The sequence below is a fragment of the Actinomycetospora succinea genome, from assembly GCF_004363095.1.
Classification (GTDB): Bacteria; Actinomycetota; Actinomycetes; order Mycobacteriales; family Pseudonocardiaceae; genus Actinomycetospora; species Actinomycetospora succinea.
This window is the reverse complement of sequence record NZ_SNYO01000001.1, coordinates 1,203,229-1,222,784: the sequence shown is the minus strand read 5'-3', so window position 1 is coordinate 1,222,784 and position 19,556 is coordinate 1,203,229. Positions and strand designations below refer to the sequence as shown.

The 19,556-nt window shown below is 75.4% G+C and carries 22 protein-coding genes; 11 read left to right on the top strand and 11 right to left on the bottom strand.

Annotation, left to right across the window (positions count from 1 at the left end):
• Positions 1 to 16: 16 nt before the first annotated feature.
• Both EV188_RS05870 and EV188_RS05865 read left to right on the top strand, forming a co-directional pair.
• Complete coding sequence (locus EV188_RS05870) at positions 17 to 679, top strand: GNAT family N-acetyltransferase (protein WP_133825216.1); 663 nt, start codon at positions 17 to 19, stop codon at positions 677 to 679.
• Between the two features lie 205 nt (positions 680 to 884).
• The gene (locus EV188_RS05865) at positions 885 to 1,697 is read left to right on the top strand and encodes a hypothetical protein (protein ID WP_133825215.1); all 813 of its coding nucleotides are present in this window, start codon (positions 885 to 887) and stop codon (positions 1,695 to 1,697) included.
• Between the two features lie 9 nt (positions 1,698 to 1,706).
• Here the strand turns inward: EV188_RS05865 and EV188_RS05860 are convergent, their stop codons facing one another.
• The 6 genes from EV188_RS05860 to EV188_RS05835 all read right to left on the bottom strand — a co-directional run bounded on the left by EV188_RS05860 (position 1,707) and on the right by EV188_RS05835 (position 6,240).
• Entirely contained in the window at positions 1,707 to 2,834 is a 1,128-nt protein-coding gene (locus tag EV188_RS05860; RefSeq protein WP_166659727.1) for a serine hydrolase domain-containing protein, read from the bottom strand.
• 22 nt (positions 2,835 to 2,856) lie between these two features.
• Entirely contained in the window at positions 2,857 to 3,102 is a 246-nt protein-coding gene (locus tag EV188_RS05855) for a hypothetical protein (protein ID WP_133825213.1), read from the bottom strand.
• 90 nt (positions 3,103 to 3,192) lie between these two features.
• Positions 3,193 to 3,612 (bottom strand): PASTA domain-containing protein, encoded by a 420-nt coding sequence (locus EV188_RS05850; protein WP_166659726.1) that lies wholly within the window; start codon positions 3,610 to 3,612, stop codon positions 3,193 to 3,195.
• 136 nt (positions 3,613 to 3,748) lie between these two features.
• Positions 3,749 to 3,958: a hypothetical protein gene (locus tag EV188_RS05845; protein WP_133825211.1), complete on the bottom strand. Its 210-nt coding sequence runs from the start codon at positions 3,956 to 3,958 to the stop codon at positions 3,749 to 3,751.
• On the bottom strand, positions 3,955 to 5,214 hold the full coding sequence (locus tag EV188_RS05840; RefSeq protein ID WP_279536701.1) for an Nramp family divalent metal transporter: 1,260 nt from the start codon (positions 5,212 to 5,214) through the stop codon (positions 3,955 to 3,957). The genes EV188_RS05845 and EV188_RS05840 overlap by 4 nt, the downstream gene beginning before the upstream one ends.
• Positions 5,215 to 5,286: 72 nt before the next feature.
• Entirely contained in the window at positions 5,287 to 6,240 is a 954-nt protein-coding gene (locus EV188_RS05835) for a manganese catalase family protein (RefSeq protein WP_133825210.1), read from the bottom strand.
• 277 nt (positions 6,241 to 6,517) lie between these two features.
• Between EV188_RS05835 and EV188_RS05830 the strand changes: the two genes are divergently transcribed.
• The 3 genes from EV188_RS05830 (at position 6,518) to EV188_RS05820 (ending at position 9,613) form a co-directional block, all read left to right on the top strand.
• Positions 6,518 to 7,225, top strand: coding sequence for an AfsR/SARP family transcriptional regulator (locus tag EV188_RS05830; RefSeq protein ID WP_133825209.1), 708 nt, complete (start codon positions 6,518 to 6,520; stop codon positions 7,223 to 7,225).
• A 76-nt stretch (positions 7,226 to 7,301) separates the two neighbouring features.
• Positions 7,302 to 7,874 carry a TetR/AcrR family transcriptional regulator gene (locus EV188_RS05825; RefSeq protein ID WP_133825208.1) on the top strand — a complete coding sequence of 191 codons (573 nt, stop codon included), beginning with the start codon at positions 7,302 to 7,304 and terminating at the stop codon, positions 7,872 to 7,874.
• Positions 7,853 to 9,613 (top strand): CocE/NonD family hydrolase, encoded by a 1,761-nt coding sequence (locus EV188_RS05820; protein ID WP_133825207.1) that lies wholly within the window; start codon positions 7,853 to 7,855, stop codon positions 9,611 to 9,613. Before EV188_RS05825 ends, EV188_RS05820 begins: the two co-directional genes overlap by 22 nt.
• On the opposite strand, the gene EV188_RS05815 is transcribed toward EV188_RS05820, so the two are convergent.
• From EV188_RS05815 to EV188_RS05805, 3 genes are all read right to left on the bottom strand, one after another.
• On the bottom strand, positions 9,594 to 10,811 hold the full coding sequence (locus tag EV188_RS05815) for a cytochrome P450 (RefSeq protein ID WP_133825206.1): 1,218 nt from the start codon (positions 10,809 to 10,811) through the stop codon (positions 9,594 to 9,596). The two genes, EV188_RS05820 and EV188_RS05815, sit on opposite strands and share 20 nt — an antisense overlap.
• Before the next feature lie 9 nt (positions 10,812 to 10,820).
• On the bottom strand, positions 10,821 to 11,756 hold the full coding sequence (locus EV188_RS05810; RefSeq protein ID WP_133825205.1) for a PDR/VanB family oxidoreductase: 936 nt from the start codon (positions 11,754 to 11,756) through the stop codon (positions 10,821 to 10,823).
• A gap of 64 nt (positions 11,757 to 11,820) precedes the next feature.
• Positions 11,821 to 12,570 carry an IclR family transcriptional regulator gene (locus EV188_RS05805; RefSeq protein ID WP_133825204.1) on the bottom strand — a complete coding sequence of 250 codons (750 nt, stop codon included), beginning with the start codon at positions 12,568 to 12,570 and terminating at the stop codon, positions 11,821 to 11,823.
• A 107-nt stretch (positions 12,571 to 12,677) separates the two neighbouring features.
• Between EV188_RS05805 and EV188_RS05800 the strand changes: the two genes are divergently transcribed.
• The 3 genes from EV188_RS05800 to EV188_RS05790 all read left to right on the top strand — a co-directional run bounded on the left by EV188_RS05800 (position 12,678) and on the right by EV188_RS05790 (position 14,759).
• Positions 12,678 to 13,604: a Rieske (2Fe-2S) protein gene (locus EV188_RS05800; RefSeq protein ID WP_133825203.1), complete on the top strand. Its 927-nt coding sequence runs from the start codon at positions 12,678 to 12,680 to the stop codon at positions 13,602 to 13,604.
• A gap of 21 nt (positions 13,605 to 13,625) precedes the next feature.
• On the top strand, positions 13,626 to 13,982 hold the full coding sequence (locus EV188_RS05795; protein ID WP_133825202.1) for a Rieske (2Fe-2S) protein: 357 nt from the start codon (positions 13,626 to 13,628) through the stop codon (positions 13,980 to 13,982).
• A 75-nt stretch (positions 13,983 to 14,057) separates the two neighbouring features.
• Positions 14,058 to 14,759, top strand: a complete 702-nt coding sequence (locus EV188_RS05790) for an L-2-amino-thiazoline-4-carboxylic acid hydrolase (protein ID WP_133825201.1) — start codon at positions 14,058 to 14,060, stop codon at positions 14,757 to 14,759.
• 63 nt (positions 14,760 to 14,822) lie between these two features.
• Here the strand turns inward: EV188_RS05790 and EV188_RS05785 are convergent, their stop codons facing one another.
• Entirely contained in the window at positions 14,823 to 15,788 is a 966-nt protein-coding gene (locus EV188_RS05785; protein WP_133825200.1) for an Lrp/AsnC family transcriptional regulator, read from the bottom strand.
• Between the two features lie 109 nt (positions 15,789 to 15,897).
• Between EV188_RS05785 and EV188_RS05780 the strand changes: the two genes are divergently transcribed.
• The 3 genes from EV188_RS05780 to EV188_RS05770 all read left to right on the top strand — a co-directional run bounded on the left by EV188_RS05780 (position 15,898) and on the right by EV188_RS05770 (position 19,036).
• A complete protein-coding gene (locus tag EV188_RS05780; protein WP_133825199.1) occupies positions 15,898 to 17,403 on the top strand; it encodes a DHA2 family efflux MFS transporter permease subunit in 1,506 nt (501 codons plus the stop codon).
• Positions 17,400 to 18,224 carry an SAM-dependent methyltransferase gene (locus EV188_RS05775; protein WP_243741492.1) on the top strand — a complete coding sequence of 275 codons (825 nt, stop codon included), beginning with the start codon at positions 17,400 to 17,402 and terminating at the stop codon, positions 18,222 to 18,224. Before EV188_RS05780 ends, EV188_RS05775 begins: the two co-directional genes overlap by 4 nt.
• Positions 18,225 to 18,298: 74 nt before the next feature.
• A complete protein-coding gene (locus tag EV188_RS05770) occupies positions 18,299 to 19,036 on the top strand; it encodes a TetR/AcrR family transcriptional regulator (RefSeq protein ID WP_133825198.1) in 738 nt (245 codons plus the stop codon).
• Between the two features lie 10 nt (positions 19,037 to 19,046).
• Here EV188_RS05770 and EV188_RS05765 read toward each other — a convergent pair whose 3' ends face one another.
• A complete protein-coding gene (locus EV188_RS05765) occupies positions 19,047 to 19,478 on the bottom strand; it encodes a nitroreductase family deazaflavin-dependent oxidoreductase (protein ID WP_133825197.1) in 432 nt (143 codons plus the stop codon).
• Positions 19,479 to 19,556 lie beyond the last annotated feature (78 nt).

Genomic DNA, 19,556 nt, shown 5'->3' with positions numbered 1-19,556 from the left:
ACCAGGATGAGCGTGGATGGCCCCCGATCCCGCCGACCCGCTGCGGCACTGGCCGCTGGCCGGGCTCGTGCTGCGCACCCCGCGGCTCGAGCTGCGTCCCGACGACGACGTCGGCCTCGCGGCGCTCGCCGACCGGGCCCTCGACGGCGTCCACCCCGCCGACCAGATGCCGTTCCTCGAGCCCTGGACCGACGGCGCCGGCGACCCGGGCTTCGCGCGCGGGGTCATGCAGTACGCCTGGGGCTGCCGCGCCGACCTCGGGCCCACGCGGTGGACTGTCAACTTCCTCGTCCGCGAGGGCGGCCGGGTGCTCGGGATGCAGACGCTCGCGGCGACCGACTTCGGCGTGCTGGGCGAGGTGCGCAGCGGGTCGTGGCTCACCCGGGCGGCGCAGGGCCGCGGGCTCGGCACGGAGATGCGCCACGCGGTCGTCGCGCTCGCCTTCGACCACCTCGGCGCCCGCGCGGCGCGGACCAGCGCGTTCGCCGACAACTCCGCCTCGCGGCGCGTCTCCGACCGGCTCGGCTACTCCCCCGACGGCGTCGAGCGCCACGTCCGCCGTGGCCGCCCGGCGCTGCTGCTGCGCAGCCGGCTCACGCCCGACGACTGGCGGCGTCCGGAGTGGACGCTCGCGGTTCAGGGACTGGATGCGTGCCGGGGGCTGCTGGGCGCGCCCTGATCGTGACCCTCCCCCGCCGTGTCCAGGCGACACGCCGCACACCTTCGGGGATTACCGACGGTCGGGGGATTCGCGAGCGGTCTCCGAGGGGGTAGACCACGATCAACACCGCTCGCCCGGGGGGACCATGTCGTACGCCGCGCCACTCGACGCGTCGTCGCGTGCTGCCCGGGGCGTCCAGCGCGGCGTCCATCGTGCTGCCCGGGTGCTGGTGTCCGTGGTCCTCACCGGGCTGTTCGCCGGGTCCTTCCTCGTCCTGCTCGAGACCGCGGTCGCCGAGCCGGACCCGCGGCGCACGGTCGGCGAGCTCCTCGTCCCGGGCGCCGCCGAGGCCGCCCCGGCCGCGCCGCTCCCGTACGGCGGCGCGCTCCAGCGGCGCACCACCCCCGACGAGCTCATCGGCCCCGGCGGCCTCCTGGGCCTCGGGCTCCTCGTGCTCGGGCTCGCCAACGGGCTGGTCTTCCTCACCACCGCGACGTGGGACGGCATGGTCGCGCCGACCGCGGCCGAGACCCGGCGGCGGCTGAGCAACCGCTCGGACCCGGGAGTCGTCCCCGGCGGCCGGCGCGAGGTCCGGCGCACGGTCCCGCTGCGGGCCACGGCGCCCGCCGCGTCGGCCGGCCCCGCCCTCGAGGACGCCCCCGCGCTGCGCAGCGTCCCCGGGCCCCCGGTGCCCGGCACCACCTACGCCCCCTTCCCCCGCCCCGGCACCGCGTGGCGCGAGCCGCTGCCGGCCGTCGCGGTCGCCCCCGACCCCGAGCCCCTCCTGGAGGCCGATCCCGTGCCCCTCGACCCCGTGACCGAACTCGATCCCGTCGTCCCCGAGGTTCCGGCAGCCCCGGCAGCCCCCGCCGCTCCGGCGGCCCCGGCGGCCCCGCGGCGCCCCTCCCCCGTCCCGCGCGACGGCGGCGACGGCACGCGGCGCGCCACCCGGCGCGGCTCCGGCCCCTGGGGCTGGCGCCCGGCGCGTCCCGACCCGGTGCCGTGGCGCAACCCCGTGCCGGCGATGGCGCACTGAACAGGGCCCTCAGCCGACGAGCGCGTCCTCGATCGTCCGCGTGAAGGCCGCGAACACCGGCCCCGTCGGCGGCACGACCTGGGTCACCAGCATCGCGGCGAGGTCGTGCTCGGGCCACGAGTACCAGAGCGTCCCCAGACCGCCCGCCCACCCGTAGCGCGGCCCGGCGGGACTCGCCACCACGCCGACGCCGAGCCCCCACCCGCCGCCGTCGAGGAACGGCGCCGCGCCCGGTGCGCCGCGCTGGGCCGGGGTGAGCCGGTCGGTGGTCATGGCCGCGACGGCCGCGGCGTCGAGGATCCCGCCGCCGCCGTCGAGGAGCATCCCGGCGAAGCGCAGCAGGTCCTCGGCGGTCCCGACGAGCCCGCCGCGGGCGTCGGGGAACGCCGGCGGCGCGAGCCAGCGGCTGTCGGCCACGCCGTCGAAGTGGCCGAGGCCGCCGTCGTCACCGCGGGCGAACGCCGGGACGAGGCGCGCGGGGTCGGCGACGAAGCCGGTGCCCTCCATGCCGAGCGGGGCGAGGATGCGCGCCGTGAGGACCTCACCGAGCCCGCACCCCGCGGCGCGCGCGAGCAGCACGCCGAGCACCGCGAACGAGAGCTCGTAGCGCCACGCCGCGCCGGGCGGGTCGAGCAGGGGCAGCTCCGCGAACCGCGCGAGCCACTCGTCGGGTCCGGGGAGACCGTGCGGATCGGGCGGCCCGAAGCCGAGCCCGAGCGCCAGCGCGCGGTCGAACGTCGGGCACGGCCCCTCGTCGACGACGAAGCCGAAGCCCGTCCGCATGGTGAGCAGGTCCTCGACGGTGATCGGGCGCGCCGCGGGGACCGTGTCCGTGCCGTCGAGGCGCGTCAGCACCCGGCGGTCGGCGAGCTCGGGGAGCAGCCGGTCGACGGGCTCGTCGAGCGCCAGCAGCCCGTCCGCGACGAGGCAGAGCGCGAGGGCTGCGACCAGCGGCTTGGTGTTGGAGCTGATGCGGACCACGGCGTCGGGGCGCAGCGCGACGTCGCCGCCGGGCTCGGTGGCGCCGACGGCGGCGAGGCTGGTCGCGCCGGCGTGGCGGACGCCGACGATCGCGCCGGGCACGACTCCGTCGTCGACGAGCGGGGCGATGCCCGCGAGCACCTGATCAGCGTGCACGGGCGCCCTCCGGAGCCGGACCTCAGGCGACCCCGGCGGTGCTCCGGCGGTGGTCGCCCAGCGGATCCGCACCGTAGCCGAGGACCTGCGGGTCGACGACGAGGCGCTCGGGGTGGACCACGATGCGGCGGGCGCGGGAGTCGAGCACCGAGACCGTCCCCGGCTGCCCGGCGGCGCGCAGGGCGCGGATCCGCTCGAGGTCCTCGGGGCTCACGAAGGCGCCGAGCGCGGGGCGCCCGACGTAGTGCAGCGAGACGTGGTGGTACACGATTGAATCGTCAACTGCTTTCCCGTCCGGCGCCAGGCGGACCGACGCGGATCACACCGCGCGGCCGCCCGGCACCGGACCGGCTGGGGCTCAGCCGTTGAAGCCGCCGCCCGCGGGGCCCACGGGGCTCGGCTCGGGCTTGACGCCGCCGCCCCCACCGGACCCGTCCGGGCCGTCCTCGGGGTCCGGGCCGGTCGGCGTGCGTGCGGCCCCGCCCTGGATCCAGATGCCCACCTCGGTGCCGCGCTCGAGCTTCTGCCCGGCCGACGGCTCCTGGTCCTCGACGTGCCCCCGGCCGGCGCCCGTGTGGACCGCGTTGCGGCCGACGGCGAGCACCCCGGCGTCCAGGGCGCGGTCGTGCGCCTCGGCGGCCGGCAGGCCCACGAGCTCGGGCACGGTGGTCATTCCCTCGGGCAGGTCCGTGGCCGTCTGGGCCGTGTCCTGGGCCATGTCCTCGGTCGTCCCCTTCGTCTCGGTGTCCATCGTCGCCTCCTTCGGCGTACCGCTCATGACGGATCCGTACCCATCCTGCCCGGGGCCCGAAGCGGCGTCGGGCATCACCCGGGGTGTCGGGGCGCTCTCCGGCCGTCACGACCCGCCCCGTGCAGGGACGCAGACGCCGGACCACACCCGTGTGGTCCTCGTCTCACCCGTCCCGTCGGAGGGTCTCGTCCGCGTCCACGACGTCCTGCAGCCAGCGCCGCACGAGCTCGCACGCGCCGTCCACGTCGCCCGCGACGCCGACCGGGTGGGTCGGGCCGCCGAGGTCGTCCGACGCGGTGAGCCGCACCCGCAGCGCCCCGCCGTCGAGCCACGCGGACAGGAGCAGCACCGCCCCCTCGCGCCCGGCCGTCACGAGAGCACCGCGACGACGAGGTAGCCGTTGACCCCGATGACGAGGGCCGCGAGGACGCCCGCCACCGCGGTCACCGCGGGCCGGGTCACGAGCCCGCCCATGAGGTCCCGGCGCCGGCCGAGCTCGAGCACCGGGACCAGCGCGAACGGGATGCCGAACGACAGCACGACCTGGGAGATCAGCAGCACCACGGTCGGGTCGGCGCCCAGTCCGAGCAGCAGGAGGGCGGGGGCGAGGGTCACGCCCCGGCGCACCCACAGCGGGACCCGGCGGCGCAGGAAGCCCGACATGATCACCTGGCCTGCGTAGGTGCCGACGCCCGACGAGACGAGCCCCGAGAGCAGCAGGGCGACCGCGAACGCCGTCGCGGCGAGCGGCCCGGCCAGGGCGCCGAGCCCGGCGTGCACGCCCTCGAGGTCCTCGGGGGCGGCCACGCCCGGGCGGAAGAACACCGTCGCCGCCACGACGAGCATGACGGCGTTGAGCAGGCCGGCCGTGCCCATGCCGAGCCCCAGGTCCCAGCGCTGGCCGCGCAGCGCCGCGGTCGTGCTCCCGGCCCGGAGGCGGGCGTCGCGGGTGAGGTCGGAGTGCAGGTAGATGACGTGCGGCATCACGGTGGCGCCGAGGATGCCGGTGGCGAGCAGCAGGCTGTCGGTGCCGGCGAGACCCGGCACGAGCCCGCCCGCCACGACGGCCGGGTCCGGCGACGTCTGCCCCAGCGTCGTCAGGAGGCACACGAGGATGCCGCCGAACAGGGCGACCACGAGCAGCTCGAAGCGGCGCGGACGGCGCTGCTGCACCGCGAGCAGCGCGCAGGCGACGACGCCGACGGCGAGCCCGCCGGCGAGCAGCGGGACGCCGAACAGGAGGTTCAGGGCGATCGCGCCGCCGACGACCTCGGCGAGGTCGGTGGCGATCGCGACGGCCTCGGCCTGCACCCACAGCCCCCGGGTCACCGGGCGCGGATAGTGCTCGCGGCACAGCTCGGGGAGGTTGCGGCCGGTCGCGAGGCCGAGCTTGGCGGTCAGGTACTGGACCAGGACGGCCATGAGGTTGGCGGCGACGATCACCCAGAGCAGCAGCGCGCCGTGGGACGCGCCGGCGACGGTGTTGGTCGCGAAGTTGCCGGGGTCGACGTAGGCGGTGGCGGCGACGACGGCGGGGCCGAGCAGCGGGAGCAGCCGGCGGACGCGGCCGGGCCGAGGGGACGGAGCCGACGGTCCGGGGGCGGTGTCGTGGTGGGCGGCGATCGTCACGGATGCTCCTCCGGCGGGCGGGACGGGACGGCGGCCCCGCGGGAGTCGGCGACACCCGCGGGGCGAGCCGGCTCAGCTCCCGGCGGGGCCCCACAGCGGCGCCGCGGTCTCGCGCATCTCCATCTCGGCCGTGGCCTGCACGAGCTCCATCAGCTCCGGGTCGAGGCCGGGGCCGAACTCCTCGGGACGCTCGACGGCGATCCCCGGGAACGGGACGCCCACGGGCGCCTGCTCGGTGGACAGCGTCGTCCCGTCCTTCGAGGGCGACTCACCCTGGAAGACGCGGCCGGCCTCGGACAGCTGGTCGAGGCTGAAGGTGTACTGCTTGCTCTGCAGCCCCTGCTCGAGCAGCGTCGCCACCTCGGGGAAGCGCTCGGCGTTCGTCTTCGGGATCGGCAGCAGCTTGTTCCACTCGACGCCGAGGGCCTCCAGCGCCTTGGCGTAGGCGTTCTCGTGCGCCTGGTCCCGCACGATGAGGTACGCGATCGTCGACCGCGCGGTCTTGTTGGCGGTCATCTCGTAGAGCCGGCACTTCTGCAGGCGGCCGGTCGACTCGAGCATGAGGTTGTAGAGCAGGTTCAGCGGGAGGTTGCCGCTGTCGTAGACGTACTTGCCGGTCCACGGGTCGCCCTGCGCGTCGACGGGCAGCGCGCCCTGGGCGCCGACGAGCCAGTGGTGGATGTTGCCGCCGGACAGCGCCAGCGACAGCGGGGTCTCCCCGCCTGCACCGGGCTCGTCCAGCGAGGTCGGGTTGCCCTGGTAGCGGGGCGAGCCGTCGACCAGCTGCGCGATCGTCGACGCGATCAGCTCGACGTGGCCGATCTCCTCGGTCCCGACGCCGTAGAGCAGGTCACGGAACGGTTTGGCCGTCGGGCCGCGGAAATTGAAGCTCTGGAAGAGGTACTGCATCATCGTGCGCATCTCGCCGAACTGACCGCCCAGCCCCTCCTGCAGGGCGTTGGCGGCCGCCGGGTCCGGCTCGTCCGGGACGATCTCGTTGAGCATGCGCTGCACGTGGAAGAACACGGTGTTCCTTTCGGGGATTCGCGGTGCGGTCCGTGCAGCCTGTGAGACCCCCGTCCCCGCGCCGTCCCCACCGCCGTCCCCACCGCCGTCCCCGGCACCGTCTCCATCGGCGTCCCCGACGACGTCTCGATCGCGTCATCGGTGGGCACCCCCGCTCCGTCCGCCGCCCTCACGGCGGGCCGAGCGCGTTGAATCCGACGAGCGCGCCGCCTCGGTCCCCCCGCGGGACCTCCCCTGACGCGATCAGCCGGGCGCGCGCCCGGCGGGAACGGCGGCGATGACGACCGATCTCCCTGCGCCGTCGCTGGCGCAGCTCTTCCTCGTGGGGCGCTTCGCGTGCCGGGTCGGTGACGACGACGTCCGCCTGACGCCGACCGCCGAGCGGGTCCTCGCGTTCCTCGCGCTGGCCCGGCGCCCGGTCCGACGCCACCAGCTCGCCGGCACGCTGTGGCCCGAGGTCACCGACAGCCAGGCCCTGACCCGCCTGCGCTCGACCCTGTGGAAGGTGCCCACGGCCCACCGGACCGCGCTGGTCGAGGCCGACGCGACGACGGTGTCGCTGCACCGGGGCACAGCGGTCGACCTCTACGCGCTCGACGACCCCGACGCCTCCGACACGACCCCCGTCACCCCGATGGCCGACGGCGAGCTGCTGCCCGGCTGGTGCGACGAGTGGGTCCTCGTCGAGCGGGAGCGCCACCGCCAGCTGCGCCTGCACGCACTGGAGGACCGGTGTGCCCGCGCCTGCGAGCAGGGGCGCTACACCGACGCGCTGCGCGCCGGCCTGGAGGCGGTGGCCCAGGAGCCGCTGCGCGAGAGCGCCCACCGCCGCGTCATCGAGGTCCACCTCGCCGAGGGCAACAGCGCCGAGGCCCTCAACCAGTACGAGAGCTTCCGGACGCTGCTGCGCGCCGAGCTCGGCCTGGCCCCCTCCCCCGCCATCCGGGCCCTGGTGCGCCCGCTGCTGGGGCGGCCCGCCGACTGACGCTCCGGGACGCGGTCGTCGTTGACTTCTCGCCCGACCAGGAGTTTGGTAGGACTACCAACCAGGGAGGCGGGACATGGCGGACCGGCGCGGCGAGATCGTGCGCGCCGCCCTGGACGTCGTCCGGGAGGGCGGGCTCGGCGCGTTCACCCAGCCGCGGGTGGCCCGACGGGCGGGCCTGCGCCAGAGCCACCTGACCTACTACTTCCCGACCCGCGACGACCTGCTCGCCGCCGTGGCGCACGAGGCGGTGCAGCAGCGCATCGCCGCGCTCGCCCCGGTCGGCGACGCCGAGGGGGCCGAGGGGAAGCTCGCGGCCCTGCTCGACGTCCTCGTCGCCCCCGAGCAGACCCGCGTGCTGCTCGCGCTCACCCAGAGCGCCGAGCTCGACGACGCCGTCCGCGCGAGCATGGCCCAGCTGGGCCGCGGCATCGCCCCGCTCGGCGCCGCCCTGCTCACGGCGTTCGGCGTCCCGGTCACCCCGACCGCGCTCGACGCCCTGCAGACCACCTCCACCGGCGTCGCCGTCCTCGCGCTCGCCCAGGGCGGCGAGCAGTTCCGCCCCCGCGCCGAGGCCGTGCTCACCACGCTGCTGACCGGCATGTCCGACCACTCCCGAGAGGCACCATGTCCCCGCGCATCCCGCTGAAGGGCTCGACCGCCGGACGCCAGTACGCGGGGTGGACGCCCCGGGCCCTGGCCGCCGAGGGGCTCGGGAACCGCGTCCTCGCCGACCAGCGGATCCCCGTCAGCGGCGGCGCGACCCTGCACGCCGACGTCTACACGCCCGCGACGCCGGGCCGGTACCCCGCCGTCGTCTCGTTCGCCGCCTACAGCACCGAGACGCACACCGCGGGCATCCCGACCGGCTCCAACGAGATCGGGTCGCCGCCGGTGTTCACCGACCGCGGCTACTGCTCGGTGATCGTCGAGCGCCGGGGCATGGGCCGCTCCACCGGCGAGCAGGTGATGTTCTTCGCCGACCAGGACGTCGACGACCACGAGGCGGTCATCGCCTGGGCCGCCGAGCAGCCCTGGTGCACCGGCGAGGTCGTGCTCTTCGGCACGTCGTACTACGGCATGACCCAGCTCCAGGTCGCCGCCCGCAGGCCGCCGGCGCTCCGGGCGTTCTTCGCCAACGAGGTCTGCACCGACTACTTCCGCCACCTCGTCCAGTTCGGCGGCGTGCCCGGCAGCTTCTTCTTCTCGCTGTGGATGGGCGCGAACTTCACCGACGCGCGCTACGACGCCCGCCTCACCCCGGACCGCCGCGCCCTGATCAGCCACCTCACCAACGGCGCGCTGCACCCGCTGCTCGAGAAGCTGGTCCACCGCAACGTGAGCACGATGTTCGAGAAGTTCATGGCGGCGACCCCCGACGAGTTCGTCCGCGCGATCTACGCGCACTGGATGTTCGACGAGAAGACCCGCGCGCAGTCGACGATCCCGGAGGGCCCGTCACCGGTGCTCGGCGGGATCGAGGTCCCGTTCGCCGTCGTGCAGAACCTCGGCTACCTCAACCTGCACCAGTTCGGTGCCTACGACCTGTTCGAGCACGCGGGCACGCCGGCCGACCGGAGGTGGCTGATCCTCGGGCCGCCCGAGTACGACCTGCCCGTGTACGCCTGGCAGGGCGAGGCGCTGGCGTTCTTCGACCACGTCCTGCACGGCGTCGACAACGGCTACGCCGACCAGCCGCCCGTGCGGTACTGGGTCGAGGGGGACGGCGCTTTCGCGGCCGCCGCCGACTTCCCGCCGCCGGACGGCGAGGTCGTGCGCCTCGGTCTCGAGTCGGCGGGTGCGGACCACGAGACCCACCGGCTGACGACCGGGGCCGCCGCGGCCGGCGCGAGCTCCTGGGCCGCGGTGCCGCGCGGTGTGCCGGTGCTCGGCGGGCTCGACGAGCTGGCGAACCAGCTGCTGACCTTCGAGCTGCCGGTCACCGAGGAGCTGCACCTCGCCGGCCCCGTCACCGCACGCCTGACCTTCAGCGCCAACGAGATCGACTCCTACGTCCTCGCCCGTCTGACCCGCGTCGACACCGACGGCGCGCTCCACCAGCTCTCGATGGGCGCGATCCGTCCGGTCGCCCGCACCGAGGACGAGGCGCGCAGCACCGCGACCGAGATCGCGATCGACTCCGGGCACCGCGAGCCCCTCGTCCCCGGCGAGCCGGTGGTGCTGCGTTTCAGCCTCACCCCGTTCCCGGTCGTGCTGCGCCCCGGCGAGCGCCTGCGCCTCGACCTCGGGAGCCGCACGGACCTGCTGCGCAAGGACCCGGGCCAGGGCTACGTGCAGTTCGACCTGCCCGTCCCGCCGTACCTGTGCCGCAACACGGTGCACTTCGGCGGCGAGAGCTGGATCGAGGTCACGCGCGTGCCGGGGTGAGCCGCAGCGGCAGGGCGGCGAAGGCGCGCATCGTGTTGTTGTGGTGCCTCGTCGGCGCGGCGGCGGGTTCGATCCGCTCCACCCGCCGGGCCAGCGCGGTCAGCAGGGCCGCGCCCTCGAGGCGCGCGACGTGCTGGCCGACGCACTGGTGCAGGCCCATCCCGTAGCCCACGTGGCCCGAGGGGTCGCGGTCGAGGTCGAAGCGGTCGGGGTCGTGCCAGTGCCGGGGGTCGCGGTTGGCGGCGCCGAGGAACATCAGGATCTTGTGGTCGGCGGGCACCACCGTGCCGCCGATCGGGACCTCGCCCTCGGCGGTGCGGAAGAACGTCTGCACCGGGCTCTGCCAGCGCACCGCCTCGTCGAACGCGACGCGCGCCCGCTCGGGGCGCGCCCGCAGCGTCGCCCACGCGTCGGGGTGGGTCGCGAGGCCGTGCAGGACGGCACCGAGGCCGTGCACGGTCGTGTCGACGCCCGCGGTCAGCAGCGAGCGCACGATCAGCGGGGCCTGCGCCGGGGTGATGTCGCCCCGGTCCGACGCCGCCCAGATCGCCGCGCCGAACCCGTCGTCGGAGAGCACCTCGCGCGCGCACTGCGACGCCACCCACGCCGAGAGCTCGCCGACCCGCGGCGCGCCCTTGGCCACGAGGTCGTTCGACGGGCCGAAGGCGTTGAAGGCGTGGTCGCCGTAGGGCAGCAGGTGCTCGCGTCCCTCGGCCGGCAGCCCGACGGCGTCGGGGAAGACGCGCAGCGGGAACGCCTCGGCGAGCGCGGTCATCCCGTCGAGCTCGACGACGTCACCCCGACCGTCCAGCAGCCCCGCGACGAGGTCCTCGGCGTCGGCGAACCAGCGGTCCGTCAGCCGGCGCAGTGCCCGCGGGCCGAGGATCGCCGAGAGCACGGCGCGCGGCGCGTCGTGGTGCGGCGGGTCGGCCTCGAGCAGCAGGCTCGGCGGTCGCCAGGGCGTCTCGTGCTTGAAGTTCGACATCCCGACCCCGGCGCTCGACGGGAACCGCTGCCAGTCGACGAGCGCCGCGCGGACCTCCTCGTAGCGGGCGACGGCGTAGAGGTCGTAGCGCGGGAGGTACACGACCGGCCCGGCGTCGCGCAGCGCCGCCTGCATCGGCAGCGGGTCCTCGAGGGTCTCGTGGGAGAACGGGTCGACGTCGAGGGTCGGGACCGCGTCGAGAGTGGTGGTCATCGCGGGCTCCTACAGGTCCAGCACGAGGCGGTCGGTGCACGAGCGCGAGACGCAGGGGAACAGGCAGTCCCCGGCGGCGCGCTCGTGGTCGGCGAGGATCGAGTCGCGGTGGTCGGGCACGCCGGCGAGCACCGGCGTCTCGCACGTGCCGCACGTGCCCTGCTCGCACGAGGACAGCGCGGTGGCCCCCGCCCGCCGGGCCGCCTCGAGCACCGAGAGCTCCGGGCCGACGGTGACGGTGGCGCCGGAGCGGGCGAGCTCGAGGACGAACGGCTCGTCGCGCACCGGGGCGCCGAGGTCGGCGGCGACGAAGCGCTCGGTGCGCAGCAGGTGGCGGGGCCGGTGCGCCGTGGCGTCCTCGATCGCCGCCAGCAGGGGCGCCGGGCCGCAGCAGTAGACGACGGTCCCCTCGTCGGCACCGGCGACGAACGCCGCGAGCGGCAGCAGCCCGCCCTCGTCCTGGGGGTGCACGGTGACCCGGTCGCCATGGCGCGCGAGCTCGTCGGCGAAGGCCATCGTGCCCCGCGAGCGCCCGCCGTAGAGCAGCGCCCAGTCCGCGCCGACGAGGTCGGCCTGGTGCACCATCGGCAGCAGCGGCGTGATCCCGATGCCGCCCGCGACGAACAGGTAGCGCGTCGACGGCACGAGCGCGAAGTGGTTGCGCGGCCCGCCGAACCCGACGGTGTCGCCGACGGCCAGCTCGTCGTGCACGTACGCCGAGCCGCCGCGGCCGTCGGGCTCGCGCAGCACCGCGACGCGGTAGGTGTGCGCGTCCCACCGGTCGCCGCACAGCGAGTACTGGCGGGTGGCGCCGGACGCGAGGGTCAGGTCGACGTGGGCGCCGGGCGCCCAGTCGGGCAGGCGCCCGCCGTCGGGGCGCGCGAGCACCAGCGCGACGACGCCCTCCGCCACCTGCGTCTTTCCCTGCACGACGAGCCGGTCCATGCCGGGGAGGATGCGGCGCGGCCGGCAGGACCCGGAACGGCGATCCCATTCAATGGGCAGGCCGTCAGGGGGCGCTCAGCCGTTGCTCGATCCGCCGGGCCGCCGCGGCGAGCGGCGCGATGTGGTCCCGGGCGCGCTCGTCGTTGGGGACGATCACCGAGACGGCGGCGGCGACCTGCCGGTGCTCGTCGCGCACCGGCACCGCGATGCCCGTCGCCTCGGGGTGCAGGAAGCCGCAGCACACGACGAAGCCGTCGCGCCGGATGTCGGCGAGCCGGCGGCGCAGCACGGCCGGGTCGGTGATCGTGAACGGGGTGAACCGCGCCAGCGGTCCCGCGAGCACCTGTTCCTGCAGGTCGGCGGGGGCGTGGGCCAGCAGGACCTCGCCCGACGACGACGCGTGCAGGGGCAGGCGCGCGGCGATGCGCGTGTAGTTGATGACCGCCTGGTCGGCCGACAGGCGCTCGACGAACAGCACCTGCTCGCCGTCGAGCACCCCGAGCTGGACGTGGTGGCCGACGTGGCCGTGCAGCTCCTCGAGCACCGGCATGGCGAGCTCGCGCAGCGAGAGCGTCGGCGACGCCCGCGACGCGAGCTCCCAGAGCCGGGTGCCGACCCGCACGCGCCGGTCGGCGTCCCGGGCGAGCAGCCCGTGCTCGACCATGTCGGCCACCATTCGCGAGCCGGTCGCCGCCGGCAGCCCCGCCCGCCGCGACAGCTCCCCGACCGTCAGCGCCCGGTCGGACGGCGTGAACGCCTCGAGGACGCGCACGACGCGTTCGAGGACGGACTCCCCCGACGACGATCGCGCCACCGTCGCGAGTGTGCCGATCTGGGACACCTCTCGTCCACGACGGATATGGCGGAGATCACAACGAGGTGCCAGGCTCCTCCACGCGGGACGGACGGAGGGGAGCACGGATGGCGGACTCCGGAGCGACGGCGTGGCACCAGCGCGCCGTCGCGGAGATCACCCGGTGGCCGTGGCTGCAGCGCCTGAACGACCAGGCGACCGCGGCCGTCGCCCCCGTCTACGACCGGTTCCGCGCCAACCCCGTCGTCGAGCTGATGCACGGCGGACGCTGGCTGGGGCACTCGCTGCACCCTGCGCTGTCCGACCTCCCGATCGGGTTCTGGTCGGCGACGCTGCTGCTCGACATGGCGGGCCAGGACGTCCCGGCCGACGGCGCGCGCCTCGACCCCTCGTCGACGCTCTCCGCCGCCGGGATCGCCGCGGCCGCCGCCACGGCCGCCACCGGCGTCGCCGACTGGAGCGTCAGCGACAACGAGGACCGGCGCGTCGGGCTGTTCCACGGCCTGCTCAACGGGGCGGGCACCGTCCTGCAGGGCGTCTCCCTCGCCGCCCGTCTCTCCGGTCACCGCCGCACCGGCCGCGCCCTCGGCGCCGCGAGCCTCACCGTCACCGTGGCCGCGGCCTACATCGGCGGGCACCTCGTCCAGGGCCGCGCGGTGATGGTCAACCGGGTCGCGACCAACACCGGGCCGCAGCGCTGGGTCAAGGCGGTCGCCGACGACGAGCTCGCCGACGGCGCGGTCACCGGCGTCGAGGTCGAGGGCCGCCACGTGCTGCTGTTCCGCCGCGACGGCGAGGTCCACGCCATCGACGACGTCTGCAGCCACGCCGGCGCCCTGCTGCACCGCGGCGAGGTCGACGGCTGCACCGTCGCCTGCCCGCTGCACTACTCGGTGTTCGACCTGCGCGACGGCCGCATCGTGCGCGGCCCGGCGCACCACCCCCAGCCCGTTCTTCCCGCGCGCGTGCGCAACGGCTGGATCGAGGTGCGCGGCTCCGCGCCGGCACCCCGGTCGCGCCGGTCGTCCGGTTAGTTCACGAGAGGAACCACCACCATGGCCTGGGAAGCCGTTGCCGACCTCGACCAGCTCGAGGAGGGCGACATGATGCTCTGCCACATGGGTGGCGAGCCGATCTGTGTCGTCCGGCTCTACGAGGACGAGGCGGTCGCGGTGCACAACACGTGCACCCACCAGCAGCAGCCGCTCAACGAGGGCTACCTCCAGGAGGACGACTCCCTGATCTGCCCGGCGCACAACTCCCGGTTCGACCTGCACACCGGCGTGCCCACGGGCGTCCCCGCGGTCGATCCGATCCCGACCTACGCCTGCAAGATCGAGGACGGCGCGATCTGGGTCGACTTCGAGCAGCAGACGAACGACGCCGCGATCCCGCACAAGCCGTACCACTGAGCTCACCCCCGCCGGGTGAGTCCGGCCGCTCCCGCGCGGGTTCATCGTCGACCCCCGACGGGGCGAGGTGGTCACGTGGACGAGACCCGGACGACGCTGTGGGAGCTCGAGGGCCGCTGGACGATGGGCCGGGCCCTGCCCCGCGACCTGCTGAGCACCATCGGCGCCTGGCTGCGGCGCGAATTCCCCGACCGGCGCGCCTTCGTGCTGGCGGTGATCCGCCGGCGCGCCGAGGAGATCCGCGAGGAGGACGCGGGGCTGCCGGTCGACGGTCCGGCGGAGGGGATGCTGGCGCTCTCGGCGACGGTGCTGGCGGCCCACGAGACGCTGATCGACGTCTTCGACGGCGACGCCCGCCGCACCGTCCTGTTCCTGCGCCAGGCCCTCGGGTCGGTCCTGCGCCGCCCGTTCCAGGTCACGTTCGGCGCCCCGGGCCGGCGCGACGACCCGCTCGGCGCGATCGAGTCCGCCTGCCGCGCCGAAGCCGGGCGCCACGGCGCGTCCGTCGACATCCGCGTCGAGCGACCCGACGCGGACGCGGTCGAGATGCGGGTCGAGCGCTGCTTCTTCCACGACTTCTTCGCCCGCCGCGGCGTCGGCGACGTGACGACGGTGATGTGCGCGTGGGACGCCACCTGGATGCGGGCGGTCGATCCGGCGGTCAGCGGCCTGCGTGCCGAGCGCACGACGCTGCGCTCGCAGGGGGACGACGCGTGCCGCTTCCGCGTCGTGTGCACCGAGGACCCGGCCGCGACCTTCGTCGACGCGCTGAGGTGACCAGCCGTCTCGAGCGGGTCGGCATGTGGCCGCGCCGGCCGATCCCTAAAGGCGTCGACGTGATCAGCGCACCGGGTACTGCGTGCGCGCCGCCTTGACCGTGCGGATCACCGGCGCGGTCTCGACGCTCGTGACGCCGGGCAGGTCGGCGACGCGGGTGGTCAGGTAGCGGTAGAGCCCGGCGGCGTCGGCGCTCGCGACGCTGGCGTAGATGTTCGCCCGCCCCGCGATCGCCGCGGCGAACGGGACCTCCGGGTGGGCGGCGAGCGCCCGGCCGGCGGCCTCGAGGTGGGCCGGGGCGACCGTCAGCCAGAGCATCGTGCGCAGCGGCAGCTCGATGACCTCGGGCGTCACGTCGACGTCGAGGTAGAGCAGGCCGCCGGCGCGCAGGTCGTGCAGGCGGCGCCGGACCGTCGACGCCGACGTCCCGCACGTGCGCGCCATGTCCTCGACCGGCGCGCGGCCGTCGACGCGCAGGAGGTCGAGCAGCCGGCGGTCGACGTCGTCCAGGCGCGGCGGCGGGGCCGGTGCAGGCAGGTGCTCGCGCAGGGCCGCTGCCTGGTCGTCGGTCAGCGCGCCCTGCTTGGTGAACGGCTCGCGGGCGCCGCCGTAGAACACGTGCAGCACCTCGTGGGCGCTGACCTCGAGGATGCGCGGTGTGCGCGGCAGGCGGTGCAGCAGCATCTCGTCGGCGTCGTCCCCGCGCCCCCGCAGCGAGCAGGCGATCTCGGTGCCGCCGGAGATCAGCCCGATCCACGCGGTGTCCGGGCGGCGGGCCAGCGCCTCGGCGATCTCGACGCTGGCGTCCGGGGCGCAGCGCAGCCGTACGTGCCACTGGTCGTCGCCGACCACGGTGGGGTCGCTGACGCCGACGACGCGCAGCGCCCTGGTCGAGCGCAGGCGGGCGTAGCGGCGGGCGACGGTCTGGTCGGAGACCCCGAGGACCTCGGCGACGCGGCGGAACGGCGCGCGCCCGTCGATCTGCAGGGCGTGCACAAGGGCGCGGTCCGTCTCGTCGAATTCCGTCACCCCGGGCCTCCTTGATGTCGATGATCGCTGACAACGGCGTCATGGCTCGGGCGACGCGTCAGGCGATGTCGAACATGGTCGCAGCGTCCCTGCTTCCCGAGGAGAGACCATGCGTCCCTGGTGGCCCCTGGTGGCGATCTGCCTGGGCACCTTCATGCTCCTGGTCGACGTCACGATCGTGAACGTCGCCCTGCCGCCCATCGCGACGTCGCTGGAGACGTCGTTCTCGTCCCTGCAGTGGGTGATCGACGGGTACGCGCTCGCCCTGGCTGCGCTGCTCATGGTCACCGGCACCCTCGCCGACCGCTTCGGGCGGCGCCGGCTCTACCTCGCGGGTCTCGGCGTCTTCGCGGTGTCGTCGCTGGCTTGCGGGCTCGCGCCGTCCGCGGGCGCGCTCGTCGCCGCCCGGGTCGCGCAGGGCCTCGGCGGCGCCGCGATGTTCGCGACGACCGCGGCGCTCATCGCCGCGACGTACCACGGTCCGCGCCGCGGCACGGCGTTCGGGATCTGGGGCGCGGTCAACGGGCTCGCCGCCGCGTGCGGCCCGCTGCTCGGCGGCCTGCTCACCGAGGCCTGGGGCTGGCGGGCGATCTTCCTCGTCAACCTCCCGGTCGCCGTGGTCGCCGTCGCGCTCACCCTCGCCGTGGTCACCGAGTCATCCTCCGCGGCCGTCGGCCGTGTCGACCTCGTCGGGGCGGGGACGTTCACGCTCGCCTCGGGCGCCCTGGTCTGGGGCCTCGTGTCCGCGGGCGAGCGGGGCTGGACGGCGGCGCCGACGGTCCTCGCGCTGGCGCTCGCCGCCGTCGCCCTGGCGGTGTTCGTGGTCGCCGAGCGCCGCACCGAGGCGCCGATGCTCGACCTCGCGCTCTTCGCGAACCGCTCGTTCACCGCGCTGATGGTCGCGGCCGCGGTGCTCTCCGCCGCCGCGTTCGCCGACCTCGCCCTGGTGTCGCTGTGGCTGCAGTCGGTCCTCGGGCTCACCCCGATCCGCGCGGGCCTGGTCGCGCTGCCGCTGAGCCTCGCCGCGTTCACGGTGTCCGCGCTCGCCGGCCGCTTCCTGCACGGCGGCTCCCCCGCCCGCCCGGTCGGCGGCGGCCTGGCGCTCATCGGCGCCGGCGCGCTGCTCATGACCGTCGTCGACGCCGGCTCGGGACCGTGGGCGCTCGTCCCCGTTCTCGTCGTGGCCGGTCTCGGGGTCGGCCTCGCGACGCCGGTCCTCGTGTCGGCCACGCTCGCGGTGCTGCCGCCGTGGCGCGCCGGCGTCGGCAGCGCCGCGGTCAACACCTTCCGCCAGCTCGGCCTCGCCGTCGGGCTCGCCGTGCTCGGCACGATCTTCACCGGCCGGGTCACCGGCGTGCTGACGTCGGCCGGGGTTCCCGACGCCGACGGGCTCGCCGCCGCGGTGGCCGGGGGTGGCACGCCCGGGGTGGTCGCCGGGCGCCCGGCCCTCGCGCCCCTCATCGGCGACGCGTTCCCCGCCGGGCTCGACACCGTCTTCACCGTCGCCGGCGTCGCCGCCCTGCTGGCCGCGATCCTCGTCGTCGTGATGGTCCGCCCGGCCGCCCGGGATGAGAAGGTCGTCCCCACGCAGGAGGCGGCGGGGAGGGCGACGTGACGGATTCGGGCAGGACCTGGCGCGAGGCCGAGCAGGCGCTGGAGGCCGGGATCGACTTCGACCGCGCCAACGCCGCCCGCATCTACGACTACCTGCTGGGCGGGGCCTGCAACTTCGCCGTCGACCGCGAGCAGGCCGCGAAGATCCTCACGCAGAACCCGGACATGGCCTACGTCTGCCGCGCGAACCGCGACTACCTGCGCCGCGCGGTCGACTGGTGCCTCGCGCAGGGCATCACGCAGTTCCTCGACCTCGGCTCCGGCGTCCCGACCGCGGGCAACGTCCACGAGATCGCGCTCGCCCACCGGCCCGACGCCCGCGTCGCGTACGTCGACTTCGAGCCGGTCGCGGTCGCCCACGCCCACGAGGTGATCGACGGGATCGAGGGCGTCAGCGTCACCCGCGCCGACATGCGCGACCCGGAGGCGGTGCTCGCCGCGCCCGGGGTGGCCGACCTGCTCGACCTCGACCGTCCGGTCGCGCTGCTCACCGTCGCGGTCCTGCACTTCGTCCCCGACGCCGCGCTGCCCGGGATCCTCGCCCGCTACCGCGCGGCACTGGGCCCCGGCAGCGTGCACGTGATGAGCCACGGCAGCGCCGACCACGACGACCCGGAGCTGGCGGCGCGGACGCGCGCCATCCAGGACGGCTACCGGGGCAGCGCGACCGAGGTCGTGCTGCGGTCGCGGGCCGCGATCCGGGAGCTCCTGGGTGACGGCGAGCTCGTCGCGCCCGGCCTCGTGGACATCGTCGACTGGCCCACGCCGAGCCCCGGCGAGCGCCCGACCGGGGGGTATGCGGCGATCGCCCGGTTCTCCTGACGGTCGGCGCGCCGCTCACCGCACCGACGGCAGGTTTCCTGACGGGAGACGGCGCCGGTCCGCATACTCGGCGTATGGCACCGGAGTGGTTCGACCTCCCGGTGCCCCGCTGGTCGGACCGGGCCGTCACCGCGCCCCTGCAGGCGCGGGCGCGCGCGACCCGCCGCGAGCTCCTCCTCGCCGCCGCGCGCCGCTTCGCCGACCAGGGCTACCACCTCACGTCCCTGTCCCAGGTGGTCGCGGACGGCGGGCGCACGAAGGGCGCGCTGTTCTTCCACTTCGAGAACAAGTCCGCGCTCGGCTGGGCCGTGGTCGACGAGCTGCACTCCTCGTGGGAGGACATCAGGGCCCGCATCGCGGCCCGGGGGCTCGACCCGTTGCGCGCGCTGCTCGTCGTCTACGACGCGCAGATCGCCCGGCTCGTGCACGACCCGATCGTCACGGGCGGCGTCCGGGTCATGCGCGAGGACCCGGGGATGCAGGCCGACCGCCACAAGTGGGTCGAGGGCTGGCGCTCCGAGACCGAGGTCCTGCTCGGGCAGGCCTGCGCCGCCGGGCTCGTCACCGCCAGCACCGACCCGATGTCGGTGAGCTCGACGCTGCTCTCGACGGTGGTCGGGCACCACTACCTCGCCGAGGTCCAGCCCGACGGCCCCTCGCTCTGGGAGCGCATGACCACGACGTGGCTCGCGCTCCTGCCGACGCTGGCCGAGCGCTCGTGGCTCGAGTCGTGGTCGGCCTCCGGGTGGTCGCGGCGCCCGCCGCCGGACGCCGCGACCTTCGACCGTGCCCGCCGGGAGGACACGGCCTGACCCGGACTCCTCAGCGGGGGTCGAGCACGAACACCGGGATCTCGCGGTCGGTGCGGGTGGCGTACTCCGCGTAGTTCGGGAACGCCGCGACGGCGCGGTCCCACCACTGCGCGCGCTCGTCGCCGGACACGACGCGCGCCGTGTACTCCCGGGTCTCCGTGCCGTCCTGCAGTGAGATCTCGGGATGTGCGCGGATGTTCTCGAACCACACCGGGTTCTCGGGCGCTCCGCCCTTCGAGGCGACGACGGCGTAGCTGCCGTCGTGCTCGACGCGCATCACCGGGGTGTACCGGAGCTTGCCGGTCTTCGCCCCGCGCAGCGTGAGGAGCACGATCGGCGAGCCGTTCACCTCGATGCCCGCGGTGGTGCCCGTCTCCAGGATCTTCTGTGTCTGGCCCCGTACCCAGTCCGTCGGGCTGAGCTCGGCCTTCTCGTCGGTCACAGCCGGAGAACCCGGCGCGCGCCGGGCTCATTCCGGCGCTCGTCCCGGCGCTCGTCGGGGACCCGGCCGTCTCGCGGT